Raw genomic sequence first — 12921 nt, 5'->3', positions numbered from 1 at the left:
GCCTCGAATCCCGCTCGGTGCCACCGTAATTTGTGCCAGACAGTCCGTCTCGCACAATCGAGATGTACTCGAACCATGAACGGATCGAGTCAAAGTCCGTCATCAACAACGTGGATGACCGGAGTCAGCGCGCGGACGAACCCGTGCCTACGACAGAGCGATCGCATCCTCGACGATCCGGCGCGGGACCTCGAAGCGGACCCGCACGCGTTTGGGGTCGGCGGTAGAGGCGCTGATCGCGGCGATGTATTCGTTGTTCTTCGCCATGGCGGCGCGAGCCTCGGCGACGATTCGGGGCCGAGCGCGCTCGAGCTGTTCGGGGTGGTAGCCGGACAGGACGACACCCCAGCTTTCCAGCAGCGCACGGTTGATCGGGGAACGCCGATCGTTGCCGGTCGGCCAGCGCCGGAAGGAATAGTCGCCGAATATGATTCGCGCGTTGATCATGCCGCGTTCGAAGGCGGCGAACCAGGATTCGAGGTGCGCGTCGGAGATCTGGCCGACGTCGTCGATGAGTTCGGTGGTGGCGTCGAGCAGGTTCTCCAACGACCCGTAGGAGTCGTACTCCTGCAGATCCGGAAGGGTGTAGAAGGCCAGGAAACGCAGAACGGCCTCGCGGTCGTTCATTCGGACGTGATTTCGCAGCACGCCGCCGGTCGCCGCGTGGAAGACCTCGGCGGACGCACACCGCTTGAGCAGATTCCGGCTGCGCGCACTGCTCATGCAGTGCCGAATCTCCATGGCATTCAACGGCTCTCCACCGGTGTTGATGCGTTTGAAGATGTCGTACTTGACGCGGTTGGGCGTGGACGGCTCAATCACGTGCACCACGATCTGGGCGTTGTGAAGCCGGCGGCGCAGTGGCGGATCCAGTTCCGCGAAGGTCTTCTCGCGCTCGCCATCGAGGTATTCGAGCTCGTCGAGCGCGAAACCGCCCTTCACGAACTCGTGCACGGTGGACAACCGTTGCAGGCCGTCCACCACGCGGAACATCCCGCCGCGGTCCTCGGCGAAATAGAAGGCGGGCAGCGGAATCTGCAGCAGCAGGCTCTCGATCAGCCGAGACTTCTGGCGTCCCTTCCACACTCGGTTGCGTTGAAAATCGGGAGCCAATTCGAGATCGCCGTCGTCGATCATGTCGAGGACATTGCGCAGGGAGAAGGTACGGGTGGAAATCCGGATCTGCTCGGGATCCCACGGCGCCGCCGGACGGCTCTCGAACAGGTCGTCGTTCCGCTCGATCTCGACGCCGGTCGGCTCACCGTAGAAGACTTCCTCCACCACGGCCGCGGCCTGATCACGCAGGGTCACGGTGGTGTCGGCCGGTGATGTCGCGACTGCCGGTGCGCTGGAACGGAAGTAGTGGTCGAAGACGCTGGCGGTGCGGGCGTCCAACTCAGCCGCAGCGAGCCCGGCGAATGCCGCGACGTCACTCATTGCGGGCAACCACCGGTCCTCCATCACCGCCCCCAGACGGTGCGCGAATTGCTGGTGCCGCTCGGCCTCATCGAGGTACGGCGGCAGGAAGCAGCCGAAGATCAGCCGCAGCGACGGTCCACCCAGACCCAGGAAATACAACCAGTAGGGAAACTCACCGTCGAGCCGTCGCACGAACTGACGGACCGGTTCCATCTCGAACAGTTCGGTCGGGATGTGCTCGTAGCCTTTGATGACCAGTTCGACTGCGCCCATGAAGATTCGGGCGCGCTCCGGCGAAACGAAGCACGAGTTGAGGGCCTCGAGGGCGGGCCCCAGGTCCCCGCTTTCGATATCCTCGCGCGGTATCACGACAACCAGCTGATCGGGAGAGAACACCAAGCTTCCTTTGGTTCGAGTGGTCCGCCGAACACCCTACCGAGGCGGCCGGGCATACGGATGCCTCCGACTACCGCTGACCGGAAAACACCAGCTCGCGCGTGTTCCCGCTGAATCGGTCACTGTATCGGTCGAACTCACCGACGCCGGACCATCCGCAGGGACCACGACGACTACGCCGGCATGCAAACGTCCCCACCGTCCGCGGCGCGATCCCCGATGACGTCAACCAGTTCGTCTGGACAGACCAGGGATACTGCCGCAGCTGCGGATCGAATGTCGAGAACCGCTCGAAGAGGGCTCTCGCGTTGTCCGGCACCGCGCTAATCCCCCACGATTCCCAGCCAGACGTACTCCCGAGCCCTGGTAATGGCCACGAATCGCTGATTCGTCACCAGATCAGCGCGATCATGGGCAGCATCGCTGAACGGTTCCGCTGGGAGAGCTTTCGAGAAGAAGGGGTGCAGCACAGCACGGAAGTCGAGACCCTTGGCGCGGTATACAGTGCCGATCTTGATCATGTCCTCGTCAGCTCCGACGTAGTCCTCGAGGTTCCGGAACGGCACCTGCCACCGACGAAGTGCTGCTCTAAATCGATCCGCATGGTGATTCGTCAACGCGAGCAGGGCTGTCGCCGACAGTGGAATCCCCTTTGCCGCAATCTTTTGCAGCTGCATCCGCACCTGTTCCTCGACGTCCTCGTCACTGCCCGTCCATGTTTCGGCCGTCCCGCCACGCAGCGTGGCCTCGGAGCGACTCAGGACTGTGCCATCTGCACCATCGAGATCGTCGACTCTGGTCTTTCCTTCGAGCGAAGCAGCCAACGCGATCACCGCGTCGTAGTTGCGGTAGTTGACTCGCAGTACCTCGCCACGGCCCACGATCGGGATGCCGGCGTCCGAGAGCTTCCAGCCGCCCGCATATATCTTCTGGCGTCCGTCGCCGACGAGGAGCAGCGCGTTCGGCGCATTTCCGGTGAGGGCATGCACAAGTCGCAAGCCGAGCACCGACATGTCCTGCACCTCGTCGACGACGACCATGTCGTAGAGCGGATCAGCCGGATTCTCCTTCAGCTCAGCCAATGCGGCGGCGATGAGATCATTGGCGTCGAGGAAGCGTTGGCGTTGGCGAATCTCCTCATACCGATAGAACAACTCCCACACGGCCTTTCGCGCTGGACCATGCAGTGTGCCGTGCCGTCCCCGGCGGTCGAGCTCCGCGTACTCGTAGAAGTCATGGATGCCCCGGCCCTTGATCAGACGATCGATCTCCTCACGCCAGTATCGGTTGTCGGGCTCGATCTGCGCGAGTGGGCCGCGACTGCCGACACGCGACCATGCGAGGTTGAAGGCATTGTCGGCGAGTTTGAGGTCCATGTTCACGTGCTCGCCACGTCCCTCGAGAAACTCGCGAGCCCAGGAATGCAGGTTCTTGAACTCGGTCCGCTCCACCGCATCCGGAGCCAACTGCGCGAACGCCTGTTCCTGACACCTCGGCAGATTCCGAACGAAGGTGGTGAACAGCAGTTTCCCAGTCGTCTTGCGAGCCCGCCGGGCCATCCGATGCAGAGCGACCACTGTCTTGCCGGTTCCCGCAGGTCCCGCGATGCGTGCTGGACCGTTGTAATTCCGGGACACCAGCGCCCGCTGCTCTGGGTCGAGAAACGTCATCCAGGTTGGGAACGGCTTCTCCAATGCCTGGGCACGCTCGTCCTCCAACAGGCGTTCGGTATCGATGAGTCCCGCTTCGCTCAACGGCACCGGAGTCGGAGGTCCTTCGAGCGACAGCAGCCTGTAGCCACAATCGCGCGCGGAGACCATCTCCGCAATCCTGCCGGCCACACCGCGGTGCAGCCGAACCTCGCAATCGAAGAGCGATCGGTAGTCGAGTTCGCTGACCACGCGGAAGCCTCCGTTGACCTGCGCCCGAGCACGCGGAGCGACGACCACGACGAGTTCGATTGTCTCCGGAACGAACACGTTGCGATGGTTCCCCACTGGGAGGTCAGCGAACAGCTGTTGCGCATGTGCTTCGATGTTCTGGGCGATCGGCGCCCCAGGCACCCGGTCGTCGAACAGGAGCCCGAATACACCGCCGGGCCCGATCAGGAACGCGTCAGCGTACCCAGGTGTCCGCAATTGTGAATCTCGGACGAGCAGGCGCCATCCTCGTCGCCCCTCGGACAGCAACCCGGACAACACATTTCTTGCCCTCGATGTCAGCGGTCCGACGGTGGACAGAGCCTTCTCCGCCTGCAACCGCCGTACTTCGCGGTCATGACTCGTTGTACGTGCCATCGCGACACCCCCATCTGCTTTGCGACGACATCCGCCCGAGCGAGCAGCGTTCTAACAGACTGACGCAATTCCTCTACTAGTCACAAGTCCCGGCCAGTTGGTTTGTTAGCCATAGGTTTTCGCTCGCATAAGACCGAAACCCGTTCGCTTCGACCTGATCATCGGGGACAATTGCGACGTGCAATGGGCGACGGGGAGGGCGCTATGGCGCTGATCGCACGCTACCAACCAGGAGCAATCGGCCGTCCGTTCGTGAACAGGGACAGCGCGCTGGCTCGCTTCGACAGGCTGCTTGCCGAAGCAACCGACACTCCAAAAGTCCTGCTGCTAACCGGAGTTGGTGGCATCGGCAAATCCCGATTGCTGACAGAACTGACCGGTCCCCGATAACGGGACCACCCGGTGGTTGAGTCCGGGTTGTATTCGATTCGGTTTCAGTTGATGTCGCAGGCCACGGGGTGGTGGGTGTGGCCGCAGCGGGCAGCGTACTCGGCCGGGGTGAGATAGCCCAGCGCCGAATGCCGATGCCGATGGTTGTGCTCGAGCTTGAAGTCGCCGATCACCACCCGCGCCTCGAGCAGGCTGGTCCAGTGGTTGCGGTTGAGGCATTCGCTGCGTAGCCACCAGTTGAACGACTCGATGAACCCGTTGTTCCGCGGCGTCCCGGGCGGAATGTAGACGATCCGCACCCGATCGGCGCAAAACTGTTGCAGGGCATGAGAAATCATTTCCGGACCATTGTCCATCCGCAGCACCATCGGCGGGCCACCGCGGGTAGAGAACACCTTCTCGAGTTCGGCGACGAGTTTCTCGGCGGTGATCGAGCGCTCGACCAGGTGCAGCAGCGACTCGCGGCCGAATCCGCTCCTTCACAACCTGCCGCCGAATGCGCGCTGCCAGGACTCGGCCTGCGACAATATGCCGCATGCCGCACAACGACGGACTGGATCGGTTTCGTGACGCACTGTCCGGAATGACACCGGCCGAACTACGCGCCGCACTCGGGACAGTGCTTTCAATGGGAGCCGGCACGGTCGAAGACGGCGCCGAGCCTCCGGTGCCATCCCGGCGTCGGCCGCGGCGCGGTGAGACGTGCACCTACCGGATACGGGTGGAGCTGGCGGAAACCCAGCCGCCGGTGTGGCGGGTGATCGAGGTCGCATCAGATCTGTTTCTCGATCAGATTCACGACGTGTTGCAGATCGTGTTCGACTGGGAGGACTATCATCTGCACCAATTCGGCAGTGGCACTGCGTATTACGATCGGCGGACCGAGTACTATCTGTGTCCTTTTCAAGCCGAGGAGGGTGAAGCTGGGATTCCTGAAGAGCAGGTCCGGCTGGATGAGGTGCTCGTCGATGCAGGGGACCGGCTCTTCTATCTCTACGACTTCGGCGACGACTGGCTGCATGTGCTCCAACTCGAAGAGGTAGTGCCGAGAGATCCGGGCGCGCCGCTGGCGTGGTGCGCGGACGGGCGGCGGCCGGGAGCTCCCGAAGACTGCGGGGGCGTTCCTGGCTACGAACTACTCACGGAAGCAACCGATTCCGGCAATCCCAACCATGCCGGCGCTCTTGCCGAGCTGCGTGAGATGTATGGCGACGACATCGATTTCGCTGAGTTGACGCCCATTCCATTCGATCTCGATCACATCAACACGACACTGGAGGACATCGGAGTAGCCGATGACATCCTCCGAGGAGCCGGGCCCGAGAACGGTTTGGACGCAGCGCTTCCAGAGGCCGTGCGCGATGTCGTCATGCTCATACGCGGGATGCCTGCCCCTGCGCGCAAGACCATGCACGACCTGGTCGACCGCGCTCAACTCGACAGTCCGGTCGCGGTGGACCCAGCAATCGCTCAAGCTGCGGTCCGGCCGTATACCTGTCTCCTCGAGCACCTCGGCCGGGACGGGGTCACGCTGACCAGCGCCGGATACCTGCCACCCGCCATCGTCGAGTCCGTTTTCACCGACCTCTCGATGGCGGCGAATTGGATCGGGAAGGGAAACCGGGAAGACCTCACTCCCCCGGTGCACCTCCTGCGCGAGTCGGCCCAGAGCCTCGGCCTCGTACGCAAGCACCGCGGAAAGCTGCTCCCGACACCCAAAGCTCGTGCGCTCCACAATGATCCGGTCGGGATGTGGTGGCATCTTGCCGAACGAGTCGCCGCGCAAATCGGAAAGTACGGCGATGAACCCGCACTCGTCTACCTGGTCACGGTGGCCGCCGGAGTGACCGAAGGGGTCGACCAGATCGTCCTCGGTCAGCTGCCGGCCATCGGCTGGACGCATCCCGGAGACTCCGCACCCGCCGATGTCAGGGTCTATGGGCGCGTTGTCTCCCAGGTTGTCGATGTGTTCGAGCGAATGGATTTGCTGCGGCGGGATCGGAAGATCCGCGGAAAGCGGTTCGATCCGGCGGCACGAGAATTCGCCCGATCTGTTCTGATCGGCCGACCCTGACACCGAGAACGGCACGCTGATGCCGCTTTCGCCGTCAGCTCGCTCACTCCGAACGATGCAGTTGTTCGCCGTCCCAGGTGAACCGGGCAGTGGTGACCGCGTCGTCGCCATCACCGCCGAGGATCTGGTGGATCCCGACGCCCGGTAGCTCCGGATACGTACACCACTCGTGGTCGGAGGTCAGCATCAGATCCAGGTCCAGTCGTCTTCGAGCGACTCGAGCCAGCCCACCGATCGCAACCTGGATCGGACATCGTCGATGCCGATACGCTCCATCGCGGCCCTGAGACGCTCGACACCACGATCCCCGATAGGATCTACGATTCGCCCTACCGCCGCGCGCACCGTCGAACCCGTCGCCGCGAAAAGAACCTTTTCGAAGGTATCCATTGCAACCATGGCGAACCCGCCGGGCAACCGTGGCATCCCGAAGAATTCAGCGATCGCGATGCGTTCCGGCTCATCGAGCGGCCTTACCCTCAACCTGCTCACTGTCTGGCCGGACGACAAACGGCGATGCAATTCACGCCAGAGCGGCGCGAGCCCAGGCGGGAGCGAACGAAGATCGGCGTCTGCCACCGCCGGAGCCTACCCAAGCCAAATCCCGCCGGACCACGTGTTGTTGAGCATTCAGCCCGCACATGCATCCACTGCTCGCGGCAGCAGCGCCTGGGTGGTCAGACCGGCCCCCGAACATCCTGGGCCGCGGCCGGCGCCCCAGTCCGCATCGGTATCCACGCAGTTCATGCCCCGCGGAAGGTCTCATCGGATCAGAGTTCCAGAGGCCACTGGCGAGAAGGCGATCCCACGGTTCAACCGAGAACAACCGCACCCGAGCTACCGAAGCCTTCGCTATGGGCGCGGACGCGGAATCGCGCGCCGGGCCTGTTCCCGGTCGGCGAGGATTTGCCCGCGACGCGCGGCCATCGCGTCCGCGGGCGAGTTCGCGCTGCGGACAGCCTCATACACCGCGAGGGCGTCCTCCAGAGCGTCGCGAGCACCAACTCCGGCTGCTGGAGTGATTGCGTGATCGGAGTCCCCGACGAGCAGAACCGGCGTACTCGGCGCGGCCGCGCCTTCGAGGGGGACGTCGCGGGCATTGCTGACATGCACCGAATCCGTCAGTGCGAGCAGGGTTTCAAGGATCTCGCGGTTGGACGGGGCAGCCTCGAGTACGGTGTCGGCCCATTCGCCGACCGGGCGGAAGCCGAGATCGTCGGCGTCGAGGGGCGGACGTGGAATGCGCAGGAACCACAGGGCGGTGGTGTTCTCAGCACGGCTCCAGACATGCCCGAACGTGCTGCCGAGGCCGCCGAGCTCGGGAATTTCGGCGTAGAAGTGCAGGACATCGGGAGGCGTGGGCAATTCCAACCCGGCCGTGGTCATGCCGTACAACACGACATCTCCGGCGTAGGTGGGGCGACGCTGCGGTTCCAGGCCGGCGCGCACGACCGAATCGATGCCATCCGCGCCGATGAGCAATGAATCGATGGCGGTGGTCTCACCGCCGCGGTGGACTACCGCCGCCCCGCCATCCAGGGTCACGTCAGTGACTGCGGCCCCAGCGAGCACCTCGGCGCCGGACCCGTCCAAGAATTCGGTCAGGACGCCGATCAAGTTGCGGCGCAGCCAGAACCGGTGGCCCTGGCCCATTCGACTGGAGTGCGTGCCGGCGCTGTTGGTGTAGTCCAGGCCGTGCACCGGGTGCGAGGCAGCGTGCAGGGCGTCCCGGTCGAGTCCGAGCCCGGTCAGCGCGTCATGTCCACGCTGGTCCAGAAACAGGAACGCACCGCCCCCAGTGGAGCCTGCCGATTGCTGTTCGAAGAGCGTCACTTTGTCCTGGGCGCGAGCCAGCGCACCTGCGAGCGCGATGCCAGCGATGCCGCCGCCGATGATGGTCGTCATTCGGATCTCCTGTGCGGTAATCCCTTTGGGATACTCCCCGGCGGAGGCGATCAGCCATCTCGACCACTTCGCACCAGCCATTCGCAAGCCTATCCACGATGTGCCCCTAACCGGCGGACGATCTCGAGGGTCTCCGGGGTTCGCTCGGGTGTGGGCGCTCGTAAGCTGGTCGACGCACCGTGGCATGTCCGTTCAGCTGGCCCGCTCACCGCGTCAGCGCGGGAGCTGGAGACCATCCACACCATCACACGGTCGTTCATCGCGCCGAACAGCAGGCATATCGTGAATTCTCTTTTGTGCCAAGACATGTGACGGTCCGTGACAATCTATGCCGTGACCAGGACGACCTGGAGGTCATCGTAATAGGTTGCAAGACATAGGAACTCGTCTCCGGAATGAATCGCTCCACCGTCAGCGACGATCGGTCGGCCGCATCGCCGGAGCGACGAGGAAAGGGGATTCCGGTGGCGGATATGCAGTTTGAACAGCGGCAACGGTGGGTCGAGCGGGAGTTGGGGGAACGGCCGTTCCTGGATGTGGTACACCGGCGGTTCCTGTCGGTTCCGTTGATGCGAAGTGGCTGGTATGTGCTGGTCGATCGGCAGGGCGGGTTCGGCGATCCGGAGCGGGTTGATGCGTTCGCGATCGGACCCGCTGGCGTGTTCGCATTCGTGTTCGCGGACACTGTTCCAGCAACATCGAGTGTGAGACGAGCTCGTCACCGCGCCGAGGAGACATTCGCGAATCTCGGGGTGGGACGCAGCCAGTATGTGCCGCACATGATCGAGCTACTGCTGCTCATGGACAGGGCAGTGGATTTCGGTCCGGAGGCTTCGTTCTCGACGGTGGACTTGAACAGCATCCCGCGGGCGCTCTTCGGCGGAGAAGTGCGGCTCACCAGGAAGCGGGCCCGGGAGATCGCGGACACGGTCGCCGCACGAAGTCCCAGGTACGAACTGCTTTCGACCGACGAGGCCCCGGCGGCCGCAGCCGCACAGGTCGCCGAGGGCTTGTTCGCAGCCACCGACTTGCGCGCGGACGCTCGCACCAAGATGCTGGGGCGTCCCTTCCACGAATGGATGATCTTTCTCGATCCGAGTCAGCAGGACCTCGTGATCCGCAACTACAACGGGCCGGCTCGGTTCAGCGGACCCGCCGGAACCGGGAAAACCGTTGTGGCCCTGCATCGAATGGCGCGATTCGCCAAGCACAATCCCGGCCGGCTGCTGTTCACCAGCTTTGTACGTAACCTGCCGGAGTACCACCGGTCCGGATTCGTTCGACTGGCGCCACACGCCGGGGATCGGGCCGAATTCGTCGGCCTCTACGGGTGGACCATGGGATTCCTCAAGGATCGCGCGGTCGAATTCACCTTGGACAACAGCGCCGCCGAGACCGCGTTCAGCCAAGCGTGGAAGGACCATGCGCGCGGGTCGCTCGAATCCGTCGAATCCAATCCAGGCTACTGGAAGGACGAGATCCAGCGCGTGATCAAGGGCCGCGGAATCACCACGCTGAAGCAGTACCAGTCCATCGATCGCACCGGCCGCAACGGCATCGGCCTCGGCGACGCACGCCGGAAAATCGTCTGGGAGCAACTGTTCCAGCCCTATCAGGATTGGCTGGCGAAACGCGGCGTCTGCGATTTCATGGATGTGATCACCAAGGCAATCGAGGAGCTGCGGGCCGCACCACTCGACGATCCGTATGGGCTGGTCGTCGTCGACGAAGTGCAGGACTTCACGCTGCTGGAGCTGCGGCTGGTTCACCAGATCGCCGGCGGCGAACCTACCGCCCAGCTGCTTCTCGTGGGAGACGGCCAACAGCAGGTTTACGCCGGCGGTTGGCGGTTGTCCGATGCCGGGATTCCCATTGTCGGGCGTGGCGCGGTGCTCGACACCAACTATCGCAATAGGGCAGCGGTGCACGAGTATGCCAAACGCATCGATGCCGGCAACACCGTCGACGATCTCGATGGCGCACCAGGCTTCGCCCTGCGCGACACAGAAGTCGTATTGCCCGGGGGCACAGCGAAATCCGAGACTTTCCCGCGCCGGGAGGCCGAGGCTCGGCTGGTTCGAGCGATCAAGGACTCCGGGCTTCCCTTGGCCGACATCGCGGTCATCCTCAACACGAATAGAGAAATCGGCCGAGCCTCGGCGGCTCTCCGTCGAGCGGCGATCCCCACGGTTTCTCTCGAAAGCTTCGACGGCACCTATCAAGAGGCAGTCAAGATCGGCACAGTCCATCGAGCCAAAGGCATGGACTTCGCCGGCGTCTTCCACCTCACCGACGCGCCGAAGCCCGCCTCGACACCGCTCACGGGCGCCGAACGTGACCGTGCGGATCTGGCCGCGAGACAACGCATGGTCGCGCTGACCCGAGCCCGCGACTACCTCTGGATCGGATTCATCCAAGACTGACCCGCCGCAATCCCATGCCTCGAGACACCACGCTGCCGAGATTGCTACCCGGCCCAAATGATCCCTGCTGAAGGGGACGCTCCCAAACCTTCCCGGGGCACCCGGTCTCCAACCCGCCGAGCCCAATGCCAATCGGGAGGGTCCGGACAACACCACAACAACTCGCACACACATTCGATCCGAGGCGATAGCTTCATCGCATGGTCGGCTCCAAACACGAAGCGATGCACCGGCTCTTCCAACGCCACCCGGACGTATTCGGCCGCGCGTTCGACGCGCTGAATCTGCCGTTCCCCAAACCGAATACCGTCGCGCTGTTACCCAACGATCTCACGGAGATCGAACCGCTGGAGCGGCGCGTGGACACACTCCTACGCGTCGACACCGACGAAGGCCCATTTCTGTTGCTGGTGGAGGCTCAGAGCCGAGACGACAAGCGCAAGCCGAGCGCCTGGGCCTACTACCCCGCACACGTCCACGCGAAGTATGACCTGCACCCGGTCCTGCTCGTCGTATGCCAGGACACCGCGACCGCGGCGTGGGCCGCCGGTCCACAGCATATCGGCCCACGCCAGTGGGCCAGCCTCGTCGTCCGGCCTCTGGTCCTGGGCCCGCACAACGTGCGGCCCGTGACGGAACTTCAGGAGGCGGTCAGCGACATACCGCTGGCCACCCTCTCCGCGATCACCCATGCCAACGACCCCGGCATCGGTGACATACTGAAAACGCTGGCCACCGCATTGCAAAGAGTCGACGAGGACGACGCACTGATCTTCGCCGAACTCACTGAACTCGGGTTGGGCAAAAGCCCGGCCGGACGACTCTGGAGGCAGTTGATGACCGTGGACCTCTCTTTCTTCCGATCCGAGACCTCCCAGCGCCTGCGCGCCCAGGCCCGCACAGAGGGACGCGCCGAAGGACGCGCGGAGGGGCTTGCCGTAGCCGTCATTCACACACTGGAGCGAAACGGAATCACCATCACCGCCGCGGCCCGTGAGCGCATCACGTCCTGCACAGAACCCGAACGTCTCCTCGACTGGCTGGACAAATCCATCACGGCCAGCACCGTCGACAGCCTCTTCGAGGACCCCGCATAAACCTGCCGGATTACGGTGTCAAGGCACAGATGACCTCGCGCTAGGAGACATCGACGTTGGTGACGGGTGGACTGCACCCGTCACCACGACTGATCGACACCGATCAAGCCGCACACCTTCACGCTCGCTCCTCTGGAAGGTCTCTGATGTCGTATTGCCTGGCGGCACAGTGAGATCCGAGACGTTGGCATAGGCGGTTGTCATCCGATCTGAGGTTGCGCCGACACCTAGGATGCTCGGGTTTGCCGGGCTGCGGAGATCGGCCGGCCGCGGTGGTACGTGAGGATCGGGTCGGGGGTGCGGTGGCGGCGGAGGATGAGGTCGAGGGCCTGGGGGAAGGTGGGGCCCAGGAAGTGGAGGGCCAGGATGCCGTCCGATACGACGTTCCCGTTGTCGAGCATCAGGAGAAAGGTTGTGCCGGTGGCGTTGGCGGCTAGGGGGGTCATGCGGTGGCCGAGAGCTGATTCGAAGTCGGCGTAGCGGTCGTACATGCCGTTGGCTACATCGATGGGATCGAAGAAGAGGGAGTCTGCGGGCCAGAGGGCGCCGACGAGGTTCGGGGGACGGATGGCGAGGTTGCCGAAGGATTCGAGGATTGATGCGGCGGGGCGGGAGACACGGAAGCCTTCGCCTTCCAGACGGTCGATCCAGTCGGTGATGTCTACTCGGCGGGAAGGAGTCCAGCCCGCGGCGGTAAGAGCCTGTGCCGTGATTGGATTCGGCCAATAGAAGCGCATAGAGGCTATTCGGTACCGAATAGCGTTGGGCATGTATCGATTTGGTTGAAATATGCCTGAATACGCAGAAGGCCCCGACCAAATGGTCGGGGCCTTCGCGAAGGATGTTCCGGCGGTGTCCTACTCTCCCACACCCTGTCGAGTGCAGTACCATCGGCGCAGGTGGCCTTAGCTTCCGGGTTC

General features: G+C 63.6%; 10 protein-coding genes and 1 pseudogene. 4 read left to right on the top strand and 7 right to left on the bottom strand.

Annotated elements, in window-relative coordinates; genetic code table 11:
• Window positions 1-147 precede the first annotated feature (147 nt).
• Both ABZ909_RS28235 and ABZ909_RS28230 read right to left on the bottom strand, forming a co-directional pair.
• Window positions 148-1815 (bottom strand): DUF262 domain-containing protein, encoded by a 1668-nt coding sequence (locus ABZ909_RS28235; RefSeq protein ID WP_357005183.1) that lies wholly within the window; start codon window positions 1813-1815, stop codon window positions 148-150.
• A gap of 323 nt (window positions 1816-2138) precedes the next feature.
• Complete coding sequence (locus tag ABZ909_RS28230; protein ID WP_357005180.1) at window positions 2139-4112, bottom strand: UvrD-helicase domain-containing protein; 1974 nt, start codon at window positions 4110-4112, stop codon at window positions 2139-2141.
• 204 nt (window positions 4113-4316) lie between these two features.
• Between ABZ909_RS28230 and ABZ909_RS28225 the strand changes: the two genes are divergently transcribed.
• Window positions 4317-4502: a hypothetical protein gene (locus ABZ909_RS28225; protein WP_357005177.1), complete on the top strand. Its 186-nt coding sequence runs from the start codon at window positions 4317-4319 to the stop codon at window positions 4500-4502.
• A gap of 44 nt (window positions 4503-4546) precedes the next feature.
• Here ABZ909_RS28225 and ABZ909_RS28220 read toward each other — a convergent pair.
• Window positions 4547-4960 (bottom strand): annotated as a pseudogene (locus ABZ909_RS28220) (integrase core domain-containing protein); the annotation flags it as partial.
• Window positions 4961-5223: 263 nt separating this feature from the next.
• Here ABZ909_RS28220 and ABZ909_RS28215 point away from each other — a divergent pair.
• A complete protein-coding gene (locus tag ABZ909_RS28215; protein WP_357005174.1) occupies window positions 5224-6576 on the top strand; it encodes a plasmid pRiA4b ORF-3 family protein in 1353 nt (450 codons plus the stop codon).
• Window positions 6577-6619: 43 nt separating this feature from the next.
• Here ABZ909_RS28215 and ABZ909_RS28210 read toward each other — a convergent pair whose 3' ends face one another.
• The 3 genes from ABZ909_RS28210 to ABZ909_RS28200 all read right to left on the bottom strand — a co-directional run bounded on the left by ABZ909_RS28210 (window position 6620) and on the right by ABZ909_RS28200 (window position 8481).
• Entirely contained in the window at window positions 6620-6763 is a 144-nt protein-coding gene (locus ABZ909_RS28210; RefSeq protein ID WP_357005173.1) for a hypothetical protein, read from the bottom strand.
• Window positions 6763-7155, bottom strand: coding sequence for a hypothetical protein (locus ABZ909_RS28205; protein WP_357005171.1), 393 nt, complete (start codon window positions 7153-7155; stop codon window positions 6763-6765). The genes ABZ909_RS28210 and ABZ909_RS28205 overlap by 1 nt, the downstream gene beginning before the upstream one ends.
• 273 nt (window positions 7156-7428) lie before the next feature.
• Window positions 7429-8481, bottom strand: a complete 1053-nt coding sequence (locus tag ABZ909_RS28200) for an FAD-dependent monooxygenase (protein WP_357005169.1) — start codon at window positions 8479-8481, stop codon at window positions 7429-7431.
• 473 nt (window positions 8482-8954) lie between these two features.
• Here ABZ909_RS28200 and ABZ909_RS28195 point away from each other — a divergent pair, with 473 nt between their 5' ends.
• Window positions 8955-10904, top strand: coding sequence for a UvrD-helicase domain-containing protein (locus tag ABZ909_RS28195; protein ID WP_357005167.1), 1950 nt, complete (start codon window positions 8955-8957; stop codon window positions 10902-10904).
• Window positions 10905-11104: 200 nt separating this feature from the next.
• Window positions 11105-12001 carry a hypothetical protein gene (locus ABZ909_RS28190; protein WP_357005165.1) on the top strand — a complete coding sequence of 299 codons (897 nt, stop codon included), beginning with the start codon at window positions 11105-11107 and terminating at the stop codon, window positions 11999-12001.
• 227 nt (window positions 12002-12228) lie between these two features.
• Here ABZ909_RS28190 and ABZ909_RS28185 read toward each other — a convergent pair whose 3' ends face one another.
• A complete protein-coding gene (locus ABZ909_RS28185) occupies window positions 12229-12738 on the bottom strand; it encodes an SUKH-3 domain-containing protein (RefSeq protein WP_357005162.1) in 510 nt (169 codons plus the stop codon).
• Window positions 12739-12921 lie beyond the last annotated feature (183 nt).

The sequence above is a fragment of the Nocardia sp. NPDC046763 genome, from assembly GCF_040645495.1.
GTDB lineage: Bacteria > Actinomycetota > Actinomycetes > Mycobacteriales > Mycobacteriaceae > Nocardia.
This window is presented reverse-complemented; position numbering and strand designations above follow the sequence as displayed.